Annotated in this window: 17 protein-coding genes; 10 read left to right on the top strand and 7 right to left on the bottom strand. The window is 64.5% G+C overall.

The features are described 5' to 3' along the window. Window positions 1–224: 224 nt before the first annotated feature. The 5 genes from NA11_RS47005 to NA11_RS07435 all read left to right on the top strand — a co-directional run bounded on the left by NA11_RS47005 (window position 225) and on the right by NA11_RS07435 (window position 4,888). Window positions 225–359 carry a hypothetical protein gene (locus tag NA11_RS47005; RefSeq protein WP_281196831.1) on the top strand — a complete coding sequence of 45 codons (135 nt, stop codon included), beginning with the start codon at window positions 225–227 and terminating at the stop codon, window positions 357–359. Window positions 360–681: 322 nt separating this feature from the next. Then, window positions 682–2,151, top strand: coding sequence for an ArnT family glycosyltransferase (locus NA11_RS07450; RefSeq protein ID WP_084654294.1), 1,470 nt, complete (start codon window positions 682–684; stop codon window positions 2,149–2,151). A gap of 123 nt (window positions 2,152–2,274) precedes the next feature. After that, window positions 2,275–2,964, top strand: a complete 690-nt coding sequence (locus NA11_RS07445) for a response regulator (RefSeq protein WP_069161039.1) — start codon at window positions 2,275–2,277, stop codon at window positions 2,962–2,964. Between the two features lie 62 nt (window positions 2,965–3,026). Then, window positions 3,027–4,406, top strand: coding sequence for an ATP-binding protein (locus NA11_RS07440; RefSeq protein WP_245745762.1), 1,380 nt, complete (start codon window positions 3,027–3,029; stop codon window positions 4,404–4,406). Continuing rightward, window positions 4,403–4,888, top strand: coding sequence for a hypothetical protein (locus NA11_RS07435; RefSeq protein ID WP_069161038.1), 486 nt, complete (start codon window positions 4,403–4,405; stop codon window positions 4,886–4,888). Before NA11_RS07440 ends, NA11_RS07435 begins: the two co-directional genes overlap by 4 nt. Before the next feature lie 133 nt (window positions 4,889–5,021). On the opposite strand, the gene NA11_RS07430 is transcribed toward NA11_RS07435, so the two are convergent. Both NA11_RS07430 and NA11_RS07425 read right to left on the bottom strand, forming a co-directional pair. Then, window positions 5,022–5,726 (bottom strand): hypothetical protein, encoded by a 705-nt coding sequence (locus tag NA11_RS07430; RefSeq protein WP_069161037.1) that lies wholly within the window; start codon window positions 5,724–5,726, stop codon window positions 5,022–5,024. Window positions 5,727–6,014: 288 nt separating this feature from the next. Next, complete coding sequence (locus NA11_RS07425) at window positions 6,015–6,890, bottom strand: SGNH/GDSL hydrolase family protein (protein ID WP_141717463.1); 876 nt, start codon at window positions 6,888–6,890, stop codon at window positions 6,015–6,017. 103 nt (window positions 6,891–6,993) lie between these two features. Between NA11_RS07425 and NA11_RS07420 the strand changes: the two genes are divergently transcribed. Next, on the top strand, window positions 6,994–7,647 hold the full coding sequence (locus NA11_RS07420) for a hypothetical protein (RefSeq protein ID WP_141717462.1): 654 nt from the start codon (window positions 6,994–6,996) through the stop codon (window positions 7,645–7,647). Further along, entirely contained in the window at window positions 7,644–8,075 is a 432-nt protein-coding gene (locus tag NA11_RS07415) for a hypothetical protein (RefSeq protein ID WP_084654290.1), read from the top strand. Before NA11_RS07420 ends, NA11_RS07415 begins: the two co-directional genes overlap by 4 nt. 118 nt (window positions 8,076–8,193) lie before the next feature. Here NA11_RS07415 and yczE read toward each other — a convergent pair whose 3' ends face one another. Continuing rightward, entirely contained in the window at window positions 8,194–8,823 is a 630-nt protein-coding gene (yczE, locus tag NA11_RS07410; RefSeq protein WP_069161034.1) for a membrane protein YczE, read from the bottom strand. 991 nt (window positions 8,824–9,814) lie between these two features. On the opposite strand from yczE, the gene NA11_RS07405 reads away from it, so the two are divergent. The 3 genes from NA11_RS07405 to mdlC all read left to right on the top strand — a co-directional run bounded on the left by NA11_RS07405 (window position 9,815) and on the right by mdlC (window position 12,829). Continuing rightward, window positions 9,815–10,141 (top strand): hypothetical protein, encoded by a 327-nt coding sequence (locus NA11_RS07405; protein WP_069161033.1) that lies wholly within the window; start codon window positions 9,815–9,817, stop codon window positions 10,139–10,141. A gap of 39 nt (window positions 10,142–10,180) precedes the next feature. After that, complete coding sequence (locus NA11_RS07400) at window positions 10,181–11,092, top strand: cyclase family protein (RefSeq protein WP_245745760.1); 912 nt, start codon at window positions 10,181–10,183, stop codon at window positions 11,090–11,092. Between the two features lie 126 nt (window positions 11,093–11,218). Beyond that, a complete protein-coding gene (mdlC, locus tag NA11_RS07395) occupies window positions 11,219–12,829 on the top strand; it encodes a benzoylformate decarboxylase (RefSeq protein WP_069161032.1) in 1,611 nt (536 codons plus the stop codon). Between the two features lie 54 nt (window positions 12,830–12,883). Here the strand turns inward: mdlC and NA11_RS07390 are convergent, their stop codons facing one another. The 4 genes from NA11_RS07390 to NA11_RS07375 all read right to left on the bottom strand — a co-directional run bounded on the left by NA11_RS07390 (window position 12,884) and on the right by NA11_RS07375 (window position 14,973). Continuing rightward, window positions 12,884–13,393, bottom strand: a complete 510-nt coding sequence (locus NA11_RS07390) for a hypothetical protein (protein WP_141717461.1) — start codon at window positions 13,391–13,393, stop codon at window positions 12,884–12,886. A gap of 320 nt (window positions 13,394–13,713) precedes the next feature. Beyond that, entirely contained in the window at window positions 13,714–14,154 is a 441-nt protein-coding gene (locus tag NA11_RS07385) for an SRPBCC family protein (RefSeq protein ID WP_069161030.1), read from the bottom strand. A gap of 19 nt (window positions 14,155–14,173) precedes the next feature. After that, on the bottom strand, window positions 14,174–14,512 hold the full coding sequence (locus NA11_RS07380; protein WP_069161029.1) for an ArsR/SmtB family transcription factor: 339 nt from the start codon (window positions 14,510–14,512) through the stop codon (window positions 14,174–14,176). Further along, window positions 14,509–14,973 (bottom strand): SRPBCC family protein, encoded by a 465-nt coding sequence (locus NA11_RS07375; protein WP_069161028.1) that lies wholly within the window; start codon window positions 14,971–14,973, stop codon window positions 14,509–14,511. The genes NA11_RS07380 and NA11_RS07375 overlap by 4 nt, the downstream gene beginning before the upstream one ends. Window positions 14,974–15,016 lie beyond the last annotated feature (43 nt).

Raw genomic sequence — 15,016 nt, 5'->3', positions numbered from 1 at the left:
GCGGCGGGTGAGACCACCCCGGCACTTTCGTCGGAGGAATCCCATCCGGCGCGCTCACGTCGAGTGCGACACAAGGAGATCGGCCCAATCGGATTACATCCGACCGACACTGACCGATCGCCTCTCATCCTAATTGGCCTCGCCGACCACTCGCTGCCCGAGTTTGTCTCCAGCGAGTCTCGAAACAGCTCCCTGACTTCATTGACCCGCGAAATCGGGCCGGAATGGAACTCGACGAACTGCTCAGCCATCGCTTCCATGTCGCCGTCGGAGGCGATCACCTAGATGTGATGGTCGAAAGCGCAGAAAAAGCAGGTGTCGTTTACCGCGGCATTGCCGGAGAAGGTGTTTATTACTGAGAGATCGTGCAGCAGGTCCTCTCGATTGCGTGTGTGCTGGCTCGACGAAAACAACGATGCGCCCCGGCGTGCGGGTGGCTGAACCCGCGCCAGCGGGGTTTGCGACACGACTGCGACATTCTCGCCACCGCGCCCGGACATCGGACCGGCAGTTTCGTGGCATGACCACATTCGACGGAGTTCGACGTCGCACCGAGACAGGCAGCGGCACCGGGGATACGAGGAATCAGTCTTGATCACCGTTGTAAGAGAGCCGGCTCGGCTGCGGGCTACTCCGGTATCCGCTCTGCAGTTTCATGTTCGCGAGGTCAGTGCGATAGCCGTGCTAGCGGCGATAGCGCTTACCGTCACGCTCACGCGCTACGAATTCTTCGGCGACGAGTTGTATTTCCTGGCGGCCGGACGCCGACTCGCCTTCGGCGGCGCCGATCAAGGTCCGTTGGTGCCGATGGTCGCCCATCTGACGCAGCTGGCCGCACCGGGATCACCGCTGGCACTGCGTATTCCAGTTGTTGTCCTGAGCGTGGCAGGCATTGTGGTGAGTGCTGCCATCGCCCGCGAGTTCGGCGGCGGTCGGCTTCCGCAAATAGTCGCGGCGGCCGCCTACGCCACGTCTCCGTTCATGGTGAATCAGTCGGCGATGCTGAGCACGTTCGCTTTCGACGCGACATTCCTGGCTGTGGTCACCTGGCTGTTGGCACGCTGGGTCCGGACTCGCCAGGACTGGTTGCTCTTCGCGGCAGGGATAGTCGCGGCCATCGACATTCAGGTGAAGTGGCTGATTCCGGTGGCCTGGGTGTGCCTCGGGATCGGTGTCGCCGTGTCGGGACCGCGTGCGATGCTGCGTCGTCCCGCATTGTGGTTCGGCTCAGCTGTTTTCGCCGCGGCGGGGATCCCAGGGCTGGTCTGGCAATCGGCGCACGGATGGCCGCAACTGGCAATGGGTTCGGTGGTCGGCGCCGAGCAGGATGCCACCGGTGGTGGACGGATCGGCTGCGTGGTCCAGATGGTCGGACTGGCAGGGCTGCTCGGTGCGCTGTTGCTGGCGTTCGGAATCTGGGGCGTGTTCCGCGTGCAAAGTCTGCAGCCGTATCGGTTTCTGGTGCCCGCGTTCCTGATTTATGCCTGGCTGATCGCCCTCAGTGACGGGCGACCGTATTACATCGGCGGGATGTTTCCGGTGGCGTTCGCCGCAGGCGCAGTGAGCCTTTCCGGTGTCGACGCCGGACGGTGGGCGCGAATCACCGGGATCCCGGTCCTCGCGATCTCCGTGACAACCGTCGTTGCCGCGCTGACGATGGTGCCGCTGCCTGGTTCCTGGCTCCGTACGCCGATCGACACCCCCAGCCAGCTGGTCCAGCGGGTGTCGCTCTACGGCACCGAAGGCTGGTCGCAGCTGACCGAGACAGTCGACGACGCGTATCGGACGTTGACCCCGATCGAACAGCTCGACACAGTCATCATCACGCAGAACTATTGGCAGGCAAGCGCTCTCGAAGAGTTCGGCAAGCCGTATCATCTCCCGGCCATCTACAGTCCCAACCGGGGGTTCGGCTACTTCGGCGCACCCCCCGATTGGGTGTCGACGGTGCTCTACGTCGGCGCGGACAACGCCGCCGCCGCATTGCACACCGACTTCGCCTCGGTGGAACCCGTGGCTCTACTCGACGAACACCTCGGAATTCCCGGGATCAACCGCAAGATCACCGTGTGGAAATGCGAGCGCCCAACCCACCCGTGGTCGCAGACCTGGACGCACATGATGGCACCCGAGCTCGAGCAAGGTCTCTGACGTGACGAATTCTCCGAAACCGGCTGTTGTCACATCATTATCTGCTCACCGCAGCGTCAGTACCGACCACACGGTGGGGTTTCGGCCGACCCGCGTGCGCGCCCTCGATGCCAGAATTGCTGGGTGGTTACCGTGCTCTTGATAGAAGACGATCATCAGGTCCGTCGAGGGTTGGAACTCGCACTCGGCCAGTACGGTTACACAGTTCGCGGCGCGGCGACGGGCGCGGACGGAATACGGGAATTCGCCACGGTCGCCGTGGATGTCGTGATCCTGGACATCATGCTGCCCGGCGTCGACGGCTTCGAGGTGTGCCGCAGACTGCGCTCGGACTCTTCGGTGCCGATCGTCATGCTCACCGCGCGCGACGACGATATCGACATCGTCGTCGGACTCGAGGCGGGCGCCGACGACTACGTCTGCAAACCGGTGCAACCGCGAGTACTCGACGCGCGGATCAAGGCGGTGTTGCGCCGTGGGCCCACCGCGCGCGCCGATGCCCGCAAGGACGAACCGGCCAACCACGCGGGACTGGTCATCGACGCCGAGTCGCTGGTCGTGACCCGCGACGGCACCCCGGTCGCGTTGACACCCACCGAACTACGGCTGCTGCTGGAACTGTCCGCAGCGCCGACGCGAGTGTTCACCAGGTTGCAGCTGCTCGAATCCGTCTGGGGCCACCACTATCTCGGCGATTCACGCCTGGTCGACAACTGCGTCCAGCGAGTACGGGCAAAGATCGAGAACAACCCGGCCACACCGGTATTCGTGCAAACAGTGCGCGGTTTCGGCTACCGATTCGGCCCGGTATGAGGTCACCGCGTGCCGTGCTCGGCCGGCCGAAAACCCTCAAGGCACGCCTTGTCCTGGCATTCGTGTCGGTCAGTGTGATCAGCGCCGGTGCCGTGGGTGCCGCCGTCTACGTCTCGTTTCGCGACGCGCTGGTGACCAACGCCGAACAACAGTCCGTCGACGACGTGCGCTCCCGCATCGGCGTGCTGACACCGGATCTGCACTATCAATCCGAGGCGCACTTTCAACCCGACCAGCAGGAGCTGGACCGGTTCCGCAGCGCGCTGGGTGGCGCGGCGCTGGTGACCTACGGTTCGGTGGTTTCCGCGGACGCCGGCATCGCCGATGTCGTGAGCGCCGATCTGCGTGGGGCAGTGGCCGCAGGCAACGATCTGGTGTATCAGCGGGTGAATTCGGCGACCGGCCCCACACTGGTGATCGGCACACCGATCATGCTGACCGCACTGGACGGCTCCCGAACTCCTTCGGGCATCGACGTCTACGTCGTCCGCGACCTCGCCTCCACGGTGCGGACACTGGATTCCGCCGTGCGCACCGCAGCCACAGCGGCACTGCTGACATTGGCGGCGGCGGTCCTGCTCGCACTGCTGTCCGTACGCGGCGTGCTGCGGCCGGTACGACATCTGCGCGATACCGCGCGACAACTCGCCGACGGTGATCTCGGCGCCCGCTCCCGCATGCCGGGCGCCGACGAACTTGCCGAGCTCGCAGGCACCTTCAACGACATGGCGAGAGCGTTGCAGCACTCGGTCGCGGAACTGCAGCAGCGGGAAGCGAACTCGCGACGGTTCGTGGCCGACGTCTCGCACGAGCTGCGGACACCGCTGACCACCCTCAACATGGTCGTGCACGTCCTGCAGTCCAGTGTCGAAGGGATGGGCGAGGTGGAGCGGGAGTCGACCTTGCTGACCGTCGACGAGGTCGATCGACTCACCCAGCTGGTGACGGATCTGATCGAGGTCTCACGCTTCGATGCCGGGACCGCACGCGCGAACCTGGAGGAGGTCGACCCGCGCCGGATCATCGAGGACTGTCTCGACCTGCGGCACTGGCGCGATCGCGTCGACCTGACCGGTCCGAGCGGCACTGTCGCGGTCCTGGACCGCCGCCGGATCGATGTGCTGGTCGCCAACCTGGTGAGCAACGCGCTGCGACACGGGCAGCCGCCGGTCCGGGTGATGTTGACCGTCGATGAGTCGACAGTGCGGATCGAGGTGACCGATCACGGACCCGGACTGCCGGAATCGGCGATCGCGCAGGTATTCGACCGGTTCTACAAACACGACACCGCACGGGCACGCTCGGAGGGCAGCGGGCTCGGGCTGGCGATCGCGTTGGAGATCGCTCGACTCCACGACGGCGACATCACCGCAGCCAACAGCCCGGACGGCGGCGCGCGGTTCGTCGCGACCCTGCCCAGATTCCCACGGAGGATCGGATGAGAAGCGTCCGCACGGCCTGTGCCTCGATCATCGCAGCACTGGCGCTCGGCGGCTGCGGGATCGACCCGAGCGGTGTGATCAACGGCGGGAAGGCACCGACCGGCGTCGCGCCAGGGATGAGCCTGTACTTCCTCGACGAACAGAACAACCTGCAACCACTGCTGATCTACATGAGCAGCCTCGGCACCGTAGCCGCCGCCGTCGACACGCTGCTGCGCGTCGACAAGCCGATCAAGCCCGGGCTGCACACAGACCTGCCCAAGCTCGACACCTTCGGACCGTGGACAACAAAAACGGACCCGACGACGATCGTGATCCACCTGAATGCGTTCTCCGGCAAGGAAATCGGAGCCCGAGGCATCGACCAGATCGTGTGCACCGCGCTAGGAGTCGCCCGGCAGAGTGGAGACGCCGAAGCGACCCACGCCGTGGTCGAGTTCGCCTTCGACACCACAGGCCCCCAAACCTGCCCCCAACACTGAACGAGTCGCGACAGGTCCCAAGACTCTCCTGACCGCCGCAGTGAAGTACAACACGACCGATCCCCTCACCGGACAAACCCCGACGTCGCAGCAGACGGTGACCAGTCGATAGGCCAGACCCTATTTTTTGGGCCTAGTCGAGAGCGAGCCAGACGCGCAGTCCTCCGATTGCGGAGCATCCGTTGCGGACCGCAGCAGCCAAGTCCTCGTCTCGCTCATATCCGACAATGCTGCGACCTGGCCATAGTCGAGCGATCGTGCTCAGACACTCGGCCCACGCATCCTCAGCGGCGTTGTCCGAATGGAACAGATTGGACACACCTGCCACCGATTCGCTGCGATACACAACCGCCCCGGCAACGACTCGGCCAGCCTCCCATTTGCCGATCACCGAGACAGAGCTGTCGACCAGCAAATCCGGCCGGAACACACTGCCTGCCAATTGATTCCGATCCCAAGCCGTTGCCCAAGCAGCCAGCTCATATGCACCGTTAACCAGGGTCCACAGCTGCGTCGCTGAAGCAGGCGGCGGTCGATCGGAAGGCCGATAGATCCACTGCGCCTCGAACAGCACGTCAAATCCCGCGTCAGCCAGATTCAGGCAGGCGAAACTGTCCTTGATCGAAGCGCCGGACTTCTCACGGTCGATCCGCGCCAGGATCTCCCCAGCGGACGCATGCGAACTGAGCGTCACCGCATCCGGATACAAGGGCGGCGTCCGACACGCACTTGTCCACATGGTGTCCTCGAACCGGCCTGCTATCCCGTGCGATCGGCATATAGCGTCGCACCACAATGCATTGTTGCGTGCGGCAACCCGCACATCCCCCTCGGTCACGAATCATAGTGTGGCACAGCGCGCGAGCAGACGTCCGTCCATCAAACGCACGCCGGGCTGCCGTCGGAATTCACGAACAACGCCGCCCCGCAACAGAGCTGACCGCACAATGCCATGGACTCGCGGCGGGGAAGCGACAGGCACGACCCGGGTGTCACTCAAGTCCCGGGGTGAAAGTATGGATACGGAGCAACCGATACACCTTCTACGATGTCTCGATCAGCTTCGTCAACGGTATCGGCCGTATACAGGACAAACCCTCGGGTTTCGGCGTGCCTCGCCGGACCGTCAACGGCCCAGCGCCGCGAGCACGCTGCGGGCTTGATGGTCGGCGCCGAGTTGATTCGGGTGGAACGGGACCGCGGGGCCCAGCGGGGTGCTCGAGAACGGCACCAGACCCTCCACCCAGCGAACGCCCGGTGGCTGGCAGCCGTCGTGGCCGGCGCTGGTGCTGTAGGTGTCGACGAACTCCGCGTTCGCGGCGGCAGCGACCCGAGCCAGCATCGCGTTCAGCTCGATCATCTTGCGGCCGAGCCAATCAGCGTCGGCGTCCGAGATCGGCACCTCGGGAAAGCAGCCGCGCTCGAGCCGGATGCCTTGGAAATAGTCCAGCAGCAGAATCCGCGCGCGCGGCGAACGCTCTCGCACACCCTCTACCACCGCACGCACCTTCGGTTCGGCCGCGGCGATGTTGAGCGAGATCTGATCCACCCCACCCGACACCACCGCGTCCAGACACGGCGACGCCGACGCACTCACCGTCAAACACTGCGGCACCACCGCCGCCAAACCCGCGTCGTTGCCGCCGATTTCGAGCGTCACCAGATCCGTCGACGCACTCAACCGATCGAACTGCGGGGGATTGACCCCGAGCAGCGACTGCTGCGGCACCGTCATGTGCTTCGACAACGCCCCACCACAGCTCGCATCCCGAAACACCGGGACCGCCAGCGCCGCCGCCACCTGCCTGGCGAAATTACCTGCACTCTGCGCACACCCGTACGGCGCGAACTCGACCGCAGGCCGCATCGGCGACGCATCCGCCGCCCACGAATCACCCAGCGCCACATATTCACCGAACACCGGCACCGCCGAAGCAACCGGCGCACCGCCGCCCGACACCACCACACCCAGCGCCAGACACGCCACCACCGTCACGCGCACAATGTCTCCCTACACCGGCCCGACTCGGAAAAGTCATCCGAGGCTGGAACATAGCATGGGCAATGGTGACCGCCAGTAACCACCGGGCTATACGATGCAGCCCATGCGACATCGTCGCTCCCGCCTCATCGCGATGGCCGGAGCACTGCTCATCACCGCCACCGGATGCATTGGCGCCGTTGACCGCGCCGACTTCGAAGCCGGCCTGCGCGCACGCGGCGGCGGACTCGTCACCGCACTGCCGACCACCGCCATCGACACCCTCCGGCAACGCCTCGGCGTCACCGACATCCAAGCCAGCGTCCTCGTGCTCACCGCCCCCGATTCCACACACTCCCGGCAGATCATCGCTTCCTCACCACAACTGACCCGCTACCTCGCCGACCACCCCGACCTCACCGGCCAGGACGCCGCCGTGCGGCTACGCATCCGAGTACCGAACCAACCGAACCAGCAAGACGACTACACCTACGCCAACAACGCCCTGCACGGTCCCACCCCCGTACACGTGTCGGCCTTCGACCGCCTCGACGACGAAAGTTTCGACCTCCGAGACGCTTCCGGACTCCACCGGCTCGACCAAATCCTCGACACCGCACGCACCGAAGCCGCACTCGACAACGGGTACGTCCCGCTCGTCATCGTCGACCGCACCGCAGCAGGCCTGCGGATCGCCGTCACCGTCACCTCACCACGCAGCACCGTCATCGCCTACTTCGACGGCGCAGGCACCTTTCAACGAACGAGCCCGGCATGAGCGACGAAAACCCCACCAGCGGAACCGAATACCGCTCCGCCGACGTCGACGAGCAGGTATCGGACGCGGCACCGCGCCGATCACCGCGCATCCTGGCCACCCTGGCGGTGATCCTGTTCAGCACCGCGATGCTCGGATGCATTCTGCCCATTGCCATCTGGCCCGGCGAGGCGAAGCTGACCGCGCCGTTGTTCTGCAGCGAGCCGTACACCGAGCCGATCGTCGTCTCCGACACCTATCACGACTCCGAAGGGCAGAGCACCAACTACTCGATGTACTGCGTGGGCGAGCGTGGCCAGTACCGAGAGGTCGGGTTCCTGCGACCGTGGCTTGCGCTGTGGGTGCTGCATACCGCGCTCGTTGTCGGTCTCGTCGTGGGGGTGCGAGTGCTGCGATGGCGACCCGGCAGACCCGCAACGTTCAGCTGAGCAGGGGACAGCAGCACTCTTTCTGTCACAGTGACGTTTCGATTGGTCACCTCGATGCGCCGACAAACAGCGGGGGAGCCGACCCGCTACCCACCCCGCCCTATGAAGCGCCTGACACTCAGGCTGAAACCGCCGTCACCTGATCCGGCTTCGGATCGATATGGAACCCGGGCAGGAACCGATTGGCCACCGGAATCATCAACTGAATCAACGGCCCGATCCCGAACGCATACACCAACGTCCCGATACCGACACTGCCGCCGAGCACCCACCCGACCGACAGCACCGTCACCTCGATCACCGTCCGCACCACCCACACCGACACCCCGGTCCGGCGAACCAGTCCAGTCATCAGACCATCCCGCGGCCCCGGACCCATCCCAGCCCCGATATACAGCACCGTCGCAACAGCATTCAGCACCACGGCAACGCCCATCGCGCCGACCTGCGCCGGAATCGCCTCCCACGCGGGCAACAACCACAGCCCGACATCCACCGACACCGCAATAACCACGACATTGCTCACCGTGCCCAGCCCGGGCTTCTGCCGCAGCGGGATCCACGCGAGCAACACCGCGATCCCGGTAATCGCCGTCACCGCACCGAAACTGATCGGCACATGCCCGGCCACGCCCTGATGGAACACATCCCACGGATCCAACCCCAGCCCGGCGCGCACCATCACCGCCATCGAGAACCCATACAACCACAAGCCCACATACAAAGCACCAAGCCGCCGAATCAACACCAGCCCATAATGATCGACAACTGGCCCGCCAAAACAGAGCCACCCACCAACCACTGGCCTCCCAACCGGCCTCACCACTGGTCTAACGCATGCCCACCGAGCCCAGATCCGGCCCAGGAATGATCAGCACCAACGCGCGGCACGCCGGTACTGCCGATTCGACGATATTCGCCACGCCCACAACGAAATTCGAGCGACCAACCGACCTACCTTCATTTCGTCACTGTGACGTTTTACTGAAGGGGAGTTGGACCTAGGGGAGGACCCCGAACATCCCAATCCAGAACCCACTCAAGACTTTCCGGCAATCCGACCAAACGGCAGGAATATTTACATCAGCGATAATCGCCTCAGGGGAGATCAACATCGAACCGCAGCACGCAGCCCGACGAGCTCGCCAGGCGAGCCACCCGAGGACGCCGAGCCGAGGCGGCCACGCATGGGTGCACACCAACATGACACGAACAAACACAGCCCGCTCACCGGCACCGTTTCTCCGCCGATAATCAACATTATGTCAACTAGCCTGCTTCAGGCTGCATGACGGCGATCATCACGACCCTCCCCGCCCGGAAGCGTCCAGACGTGGATCTCCGCCTGGCCCAAGGCAATCCCCCGAAAAGTCGGTGCATCAGCCAATGACGTTCTCCGGATATGCTGACGTCTCCGCGGTTCGCGGAAGTTGGATCGACCTGCGGAATGGACACGCCGGATGCTGCACCGTGTTGCCACGACATTCCGGATTGTCTGCACAGTGGCGATCGCGGCGTGTTCGGTGGCGTGCGGCGGCAACGCTAGCGAACACGAATCAGCTCGATCGACAACATCAATACCAGCATCCACCCACTCCTCGGCCGTGATTCCACCAGCCGACACCGGTCTCGCTCCGAAAGTGCGCCTCACGCTCCCCGCCAGATTCCGCGTTATCGCGTACTGCAGCGGACCACCGACACAGGGAGTCATCGGATATCCAGCAGGCGGGTCCGGGGATTTGCCGCTGCGATACGACGTGGCGTTCACCGGCGAAATCGCCGAACTACAGCCCACTATCAAAGGTGGCTGCTTCAAGCACGGCGTCCCGCCCATCGACGCACTGCACGTCGAGGACGTCACCGCCACGACCGGGGACGGCACCCGATCTCGGCGGGTGGGCGAAGGGACGGCCGAGTACCGAAAATGGGTGATCACCTGCCCGGACGGCATGGCACCGCAACCGCATCAAGCGTGGGTACTCCCCTATGCGGACGTCGCGATCTTCGAGCAGCGTTCAGGGGAACACAACGTTGCGATCGTCGAGAGCATGCAGATGGTGCGATGAACTCCAGGGGCGCGCAGGCCCGGCGCTAAGCTCGGTCGCATGCGCACATTGGTAGATATTTCGGCACCGTTGATGGCCGGAATCGCCTCTGACCCGCCAGGTCTCGTGCCTTCCATCGAATACCTCACGCATACCGACACCGTCGATGACATGTTGCGGTTCTTCCCCGGCGCCACGGTCGACGATCTTCCCGATGGTGAAGCGTGGGCGATCGAGCGAGTGTCGATGACGACGCACAGCGGCACCCACCTGGACGCGCCCTACCACTATGCCTCGACGATGAACCACGGACAGCGGGCGATCACCATCGACGAGGTGCCACTCGACTGGTGCTTCCAACCGGCCGTGAAGCTCGATTTCCGCCATTTCGACGACGGCTACGTCGTGACCCCCGCGGACATCGACGCCGAGCTCGACCGTATCGGCCACTCGTTGCGTCCGTTGGACATCGTCGTGGTCAACACCAGCGCCGGAACCCACTACGGGCAGGACGATTACGTCAGCAAAGGCTGCGGCATCGGACACGACGCCACACTGCACCTACTCTCCCAGGGCGTCCGGGTGACCGGCACCGACGGGCGGAGTTGGGATGCCCCGTTCCAGTTCACCGCCGCACGGTATGCGAAAGATCGGGACAGCTCGATCATCTGGGAGGGGCACAAGGCCGGCCGGGAGATCGGCTACTGCCACATCGAGAAGCTGCACAATCTCGAACAACTCCCGCCACCGGCTTCCAGATATCCTGCTTCCCGGTCAAAGTGCACGCGGCCTCGGCCGGGTGGACCCGTGCGGTGGCGATCTTCGACACGGATGAGTAGCGGTTCCTCAGCGGATCACCGCGGGCACGTGACGCTGACCCCCGCGACACCAGAGGGAAATGGCGGGCATTCACCGGTCGATATCGGATCTCGTACGAATGCGACCCACTCGCACATATTCGCTATAAAATAGCTCCGGTTCAGTTCGAGGCTCGCGACGAACACTGGTAATCGAGCGAATGCTGATCGTCAGGCAGTAGTCCTCGAGTGGTCAGGGATCGCTGTAGTGGTGGCAGACCCACAACAACGAGGAGCCGATATGACCACTGTCAGGGAAGCAACGCTCGACCTGTTTCGCGCGCACGGCATAACGACCTGGTTCGGAAATCCGGGATCGTCGGAATTGAGTCTCCTGCAAGACTTTCCGGACGATATGCGGTACTTCCTCGGCCTGCAGGAAATGGTGCCGGTGGGAATGGCCGACGGCTACGCACAGATCAGCGGTCGACCGGTGCTGGTCAATCTGCACACCGCACCGGGCAGCGGTAATGCCCAAGGCGCCCTGTACAACGCGTACATGAACAAGTCGCCGCTGATTGTCACCGCCGGAAATCAGCGGCGGATCATGCAGAACCAGAACAACCTCCTGACCAATATCGACCCGACCACCGTGCCCAAACCGTTCGTCAAATGGTCCGCCGAACCCGCCATCGCCAGCGAGACCCCCGCCGTCCTGGCCCACGCGATTCATCTGGCGCAGACCCCGCCGACCGGACCGGTCTACGTGTCGCTGCCGATGGACGACATGGACGTCGAGTTGACCGACGAGCAGGTCGCCGACACCACGGTGGTCGCCAGGCGAAGAGTTGTGCACGCCACGGGCTTTCCCGACGCACTCGCTCGTGAACTGGCCGCGCGGATCAACGCGGCGAAGAACCCGGCGCTGGTGGTGGGAATGGAGGTCGATCAGTCGAACGCGTGGGACTCGGTGATCGCGCTGGCCGAACGCATCAACGCCGTCGTGTGGAACGCGCCGCTGGCCGGGACGCCGGGATTCCCCAGCGACCATCCGCAGTACCGCGGCCCGCTCCTACCCGGTCGCGCCTGGGTCACCGAGCGGCTCGAAGGCCACGACCTGGTCGTCGTCATCGGCTCCGCGGTGTTCCGCTACTACCCGTACATGCCTGGGCCGTACCTGCCGAAGGGCACCGAGCTCATCCATTTCACCAACGATCCCGACGAGGCCGCTCGCGCGCCGATCGGCGATGCGTACGTGACCGACGCGACCGCCGCCGTCGCCGCGATCCTCGCCCATGTCACTGTCACCGACCGGCCGCGACCGCCTGCTCGGCCCCAGCCGCCTGCGGTGACACTGGAGACGGCGCCGATGAGCCCGGAGGCGTTGTGGGGCACCGTCGGTCGGGTTGCGCCTGCCGACGCGCTGTATGTCAGCGAGGCGGGCAGCAACGAAGCGGTGCTGCCCCAATACCTGCACTCGAGCGCACCACTGTCGCATTTGTTCGGCCGAGGTGACGGCCTCGGCTGGGGATTGCCCGCCGCACTCGGTGCACAGCTGGCTGCTCCCGACCGCCCGGTCATCGCCGCCATGGGCGACGGGTCGATGCACTATGCGATCAGTGCGCTGTCGACCGCCGCGCAGTACCGGATCCCGGTCACCATCGTGGTCGCGTCCAACGCCGAGTACGGCATCCTCAAGCTGTTCGCGGGCTACGAGAAAACCGCGGGTGTGCCGGGTTTGGATCTGCCTCCCCTCGACATCGTGTCCATCGCCAACGGATACGGGGTCGACACCCACGAGGCAGGCAGCACCGACGAGCTGGCCGACATGCTGAAGGTCGGTATCACCGACCGCGACCGACCCACCCTCATCAACGTGCGAACCACACCCGTGGCCCAGTTCGGCCCGTAGCCGAAAGGCGGTTCGGCCATCGGCTGCGTATCCGATGGCCGAACCGACGCGGTGCTACCGGAAGGTGGCGGTCATGTTGTCGGCAACCAGTTGGGTGAGGCCGGCCGAGCAGTCCCCTGTTTGACTGGCCGGGGTGACGTCGAGGGTGGCGGTGTCACCGGCCAGCGGGCCGGAGACGACTTTGACGACGAAGGAACGCTGGGGCGGGAAGATCGCGAAGTTCACGGTCCAGGTGACCTTGCTGGCGGGGTTGCCGTTGTTCCAGGCGATGGTGCCGGTGCCGCGGGCGTTGGTTGCCGCGCAGCTGGCGTTGGTGTTGACCGGGTCGAGGGTGAAGGTGCCGCCGGTCATGGTCTTACCGGTGGTCGAGGTGCACGGGGCGGCCGGGTCGGCGGCGACGCCGAGCTTGGCGCTACCGGAGATGGTGGTTGGCGCGGAACCGTAGGTGATGCCTGGTTTGAAGTTGACTGTTGCGGTCCCCCGGCAGGTCAGGTCGCCGGGTGCGGCCTGCGCCGGTGCTGTGGCGAGACCGCTCACGAGACCCGCCGCGAAAATGGCGGACATCGCACCGGCAGCCACCGTCCGGCGTACATTTGTTTCACGGGATTCGTTGGAGGAACAGAACTTTGGAAGAATAGAACCTCGCATCATGGCCTCCTCATCACGCCGGGTGCCGGGGTCCATTCCCCGGCTCGTACCCGGGCGCTCGGAGCGTAACAGCGAGGTAGCGGCGCATCTTCTTCCCACTTGTGTTCCGTAACAACCGAAGACGAGTCAATGGTGTTGAATCATGTTGGCCGCCAAGCCATCTACAGCATTGTCGAGACACCCTCGCCAGTTGAACGTGGCCCGTCCGGCTGACACCGGACGGGCCACGCACTCCCTTAGCCCCAGTTGTCGATATGGACATCGCGCGGATACGGTGCCCCCGTACCGGTTTCGACCATCGACTTGAGGCTCATCAGGAACACGCCCCACTTGGTGGTGCAGTGGTGCATGAACTCGACGGGTTCCTTCCAGCCCTGATGCTTGAACAGGACGATCGCGTACTCGCCGTCCTGCTTCAGGTCGAACACCACCTCGGTGCCGATCCATTCCGGCGGCCCGCCGACGACCTCCCACTGCACCTGCTTGCCCGGCTGCAGGTCGGTCACCTTCATATCGAAGCCGTCCGCCTTGAAACGGAACTGCACGACTCCCCCGGCATTCGAGTCGCCTTGCGTCTGGTCGGTCCACCAGCCGGACAGTCCGTCGACAGTCGCCAAGGCCGAATAGACCTCATCGACCGAGGACTTGATCCCGACCCTGTGCAAAATATCTACCATTGCGAATTCCTCTTCTCGGCTACTTCTTCTTGCTGTGCTGGATCGCTTCGGCAATCCGCTTGATGCGCTGCAACCTGGCATCCCAGGTCGACCCCACCGCGTTCAGTTGCGCTACCGCGCGGGCCAATTGCGCGTCGTCGATGCGATAGCGCCGTTCCCGTCCCGCGGGAGTGCCGTGCACGAGCCCGACCCGATCGAGGACACTGAGATGTCGCGCGACGGCTTGCCGAGTGACCGGTAGTCGCTCGCTGAGCGTGGTCGCTGTCCCCTCGCCGTCAGCCAGCAGCAGATCGAGCATGCGGCGCCTGGTCGGATCTCCGATCGCCGACCACAGGTCGTCGTCGACGATGCCGGTCATTTGCTCGCGACCAACTTGCCGACATAGGCGACCAGATCCGGCAGGTGCTTGTCCCAACCGTCGATGTGGTCGTTGTAGTGGTGTTCGAGAGTGGCAATCTCCCAACCGCGTTCGCGGAATCCGCTTTCGGTCATCCGCAGCGTCGTGCCGGTCCCCGACGGGACCATCTCGAATTCCACGAGCAACGAGTTGGCGGGCACGGCGACTTCGTCGGCGGGATGACCCCAGCGGAAGGAGAACAGCCGGGGCGGGCTCGCATCGACGACGGTCAGCGGCACGATGTACACGTCGGGCGAAGACCTGTCCCCCCAGACGAATTCACCGACGCCGCCGGGCGCCGCGTCGAGCACGGCGTCGTCCGGGAACCATTCCTTGATGTGCTCGGGGCTGCTCACCACCTCGTAGACCACGTCGGGCGTGGCTTCGATGTACATCGAGCGTTCGATCGTTCCGTACTCCATGTCGACCTCCTATTCGCAACAACTTGTTGCGTGTGACGGTAGT

It is taken from the genome of Nocardia altamirensis NBRC 108246 (assembly GCF_001612685.1).
Taxonomy (GTDB): domain Bacteria; phylum Actinomycetota; class Actinomycetes; order Mycobacteriales; family Mycobacteriaceae; genus Nocardia; species Nocardia altamirensis.
Note: the sequence above shows the minus strand (reverse complement) of the source record. Positions and strands in the feature narration are given on the sequence as shown.

What these genes read in the sequence shown, in the direction of transcription:
- NA11_RS47005 (WP_281196831.1), top strand. Translation starts at nt 225, where the DNA reads ATGGAACTCGACGAACTGCTCAGCCATCGCTTCCATGTCGCCGTCGGA.
- NA11_RS07435 (WP_069161038.1), top strand. Translation starts at nt 4,403, where the DNA reads ATGAGAAGCGTCCGCACGGCCTGTGCCTCGATCATCGCAGCACTGGCG.
- NA11_RS07420 (WP_141717462.1), top strand. Translation starts at nt 6,994, where the DNA reads ATGCGACATCGTCGCTCCCGCCTCATCGCGATGGCCGGAGCACTGCTC.
- NA11_RS07415 (WP_084654290.1), top strand. Translation starts at nt 7,644, where the DNA reads ATGAGCGACGAAAACCCCACCAGCGGAACCGAATACCGCTCCGCCGAC.
- NA11_RS07400 (WP_245745760.1), top strand. Translation starts at nt 10,181, where the DNA reads ATGCGCACATTGGTAGATATTTCGGCACCGTTGATGGCCGGAATCGCC.
- mdlC (WP_069161032.1), top strand. Translation starts at nt 11,219, where the DNA reads ATGACCACTGTCAGGGAAGCAACGCTCGACCTGTTTCGCGCGCACGGC.
- NA11_RS07390 (WP_141717461.1), bottom strand. Translation starts at nt 13,393, where the DNA reads ATGTCCGCCATTTTCGCGGCGGGTCTCGTGAGCGGTCTCGCCACAGCA.
- NA11_RS07385 (WP_069161030.1), bottom strand. Translation starts at nt 14,154, where the DNA reads ATGGTAGATATTTTGCACAGGGTCGGGATCAAGTCCTCGGTCGATGAG.
- NA11_RS07380 (WP_069161029.1), bottom strand. Translation starts at nt 14,512, where the DNA reads ATGACCGGCATCGTCGACGACGACCTGTGGTCGGCGATCGGAGATCCG.
- NA11_RS07375 (WP_069161028.1), bottom strand. Translation starts at nt 14,973, where the DNA reads ATGGAGTACGGAACGATCGAACGCTCGATGTACATCGAAGCCACGCCC.